Consider the following 2,047-nt stretch of genomic DNA (forward strand, 5'->3'; position numbering starts at 1 on the left):
TGCGCCTCGTCGTGGAACGGCTCCGGCGATTCACCGGGAGGAACCATGCTGTCAGTCGCCATCGAATCGAACCCTTGAGCTTCTCTATCGGGACGGGCGCCTTGCGTCTGGAGACGAAAATCGCGCCCACCAGCCCGATCCGTCCCCACGGCAGGCTGCCGGTCTGATAGACGGGGGTAACATGTTTTGCCAACCTGATTTTGCGGTGGGCCCGGTGGGTGGCTAAGGCGCGGCGATGCGCATCGCCCTCAACCAGCCCGACAACGCCGGCAAAGTCGGCGCCATCCTCCGCCTCGCCGCCTGCATGGGGGTCGGTGTCGACGTCATTGAACCGACCGGTTTCACCTGGAACGATCGCAAGCTCGCCCGCGCCGGGATGGACTATGCCGACGCGGTCGAGGTGACGCGCCATGTCGACTGGGCGGCATTCGAGGCGCAGGCGGCGGGCCGGCTCGTGTTGCTGACCACCAGCGGCGCGGTGCCGCTTCCCGACGCGGTGTTCCGCGACGACGACATTCTGCTGCTCGGATCCGAGGGCGCCGGGGTTCCGCCAACGGTGCACGACCGCGCCGACCTGCGCGTGCGGGTGCCGATGCGCCCCGGCTTCCGCTCCCTCAACATCGGGATCTCGGCGGCGATCGTTCTCGGGGAGGCGATGCGGCAGACCGGGTGGATGATCTAGCTCCCGGGATTTTACATCGCACGCGGCTGGCGGCAAAGGCGGCGGCATGGAACTCGACGACCAACAAGCTGCCGCCCGTGCCTGGTTCGAAGCGCTACGCGACCGGATCTGCGCGGAATTCGTCGCGATCGAGCGCGAGGCGGGGTCGGACGCTGGGTTCGATTATATAGCGTGGGACCGAGTCGATCCGTCGGGGCTGCCGGGCGGCGGCGGCGTGCGCGGGGTGATGAAGGGTCGGGTGTTCGAAAAGGTCGGGGTCAACGTCTCGACCGTCGGCGGCACCTTTGAAGGCGACTTCGCCAAGACCATCCACGGTGCGGCGGACAACCCGCAGTTCTTCGCGACCGGGATCAGCCTGGTGGCGCACATGGCCAATCCGCACGTGCCCGCGGTGCACATGAACTGCCGCTTCCTGGTGACCGCCAAACGCTGGTTCGGTGGTGGCGCGGATCTCAACCCGCCGCTGCCAATCGCGGCGGATACCGCCGACTTCCACGCGACGCTGCAGGCGGCCTGCGATCCGCATGATCCGGGCTATTATCCGCGATTCAAGCAATGGGCGGACGATTATTTCTACATCCCCCACCGCCAGGTGCATCGCGGCGTCGGCGGCATCTTCTTCGATCATCTGGAGAACGGGTTCGACGCTGATTTCGCCTTTACCCGCGCGGTGGGCGAGGCGTTCCTCGACGCCTATCCGCGGATCGTCCGGCGGCGGATGCACGAGCCCTTCACCGCCGCGGACACCGCCGCGATGCACGCGTGGCGCGGGCGCTACGCCGAGTTCAATCTGGTTTACGACCGGGGCACGCTGTTCGGGCTGAAGACCGGCGGCAATATCGACGCGATCCTGATGAGCCTGCCCCCGGTAGCGACATGGGACTGATCGCGGTCGCGGACGACGAGGTCGCGACGGTCGTCACCACGCTGGAAATGACGCAGCGCCCGCCGCTGCGCCCCCTGCCCGCGTCGCCGCTGCGGCTGGTGGCGTGGCCTTCCCCCTCACCCGAGCGCTATCGTACACTCTTCGCGCGCGTCGGCACGCCGTGGCTATGGTATTCGCGGCTGGTGATGGACGATGCGGCGCTGATCGCGATCGTCCACGACGCCGCGGTCGCCGTGCACGCGGTGACCGATGCGCAGGGCATCGAGATCGGCATGCTCGAGCTCGACCACCGCACCCCCGGCGCGTGCGAGATCGCCTATTTCGGGCTGGTGCCGGATCTCGCCGGGCGCGGTCACGGCCGCTGGCTGATGGCGGAGGCGCTGACCCGCGCGTGGCGCAAGGATGTCGAGCGGGTGTGGGTCCATACCTGCACGCTCGATCATCCACGCGCGCTCGGCTTCTACCGGGCGCAGGGCTTC

At 68.0% G+C, this 2,047-nt stretch carries 3 protein-coding genes; all 3 read left to right on the plus strand.

Annotated features, from left to right (window positions below; all coding sequences use genetic code 11):
* Positions 1-235: 235 nt before the first annotated feature.
* The gene (locus VF649_RS04280) at positions 236-682 is read left to right on the plus strand and encodes a tRNA (cytidine(34)-2'-O)-methyltransferase (protein WP_331010721.1); all 447 of its coding nucleotides are present in this window, start codon (positions 236-238) and stop codon (positions 680-682) included.
* 46 nt (positions 683-728) lie between these two features.
* A complete protein-coding gene (hemF, locus tag VF649_RS04285) occupies positions 729-1,568 on the plus strand; it encodes an oxygen-dependent coproporphyrinogen oxidase (protein WP_331010722.1) in 840 nt (279 codons plus the stop codon).
* Positions 1,559-2,047, plus strand: a 489-nt coding sequence (locus tag VF649_RS04290; RefSeq protein ID WP_331010723.1) for a GNAT family N-acetyltransferase, incomplete at its 3' end; no start/stop codon positions are given. The genes hemF and VF649_RS04290, both read left to right, overlap by 10 nt.

Source organism: Sphingomonas sp. (genome assembly GCF_036387535.1).
GTDB lineage: Bacteria > Pseudomonadota > Alphaproteobacteria > Sphingomonadales > Sphingomonadaceae > Sphingomonas_R.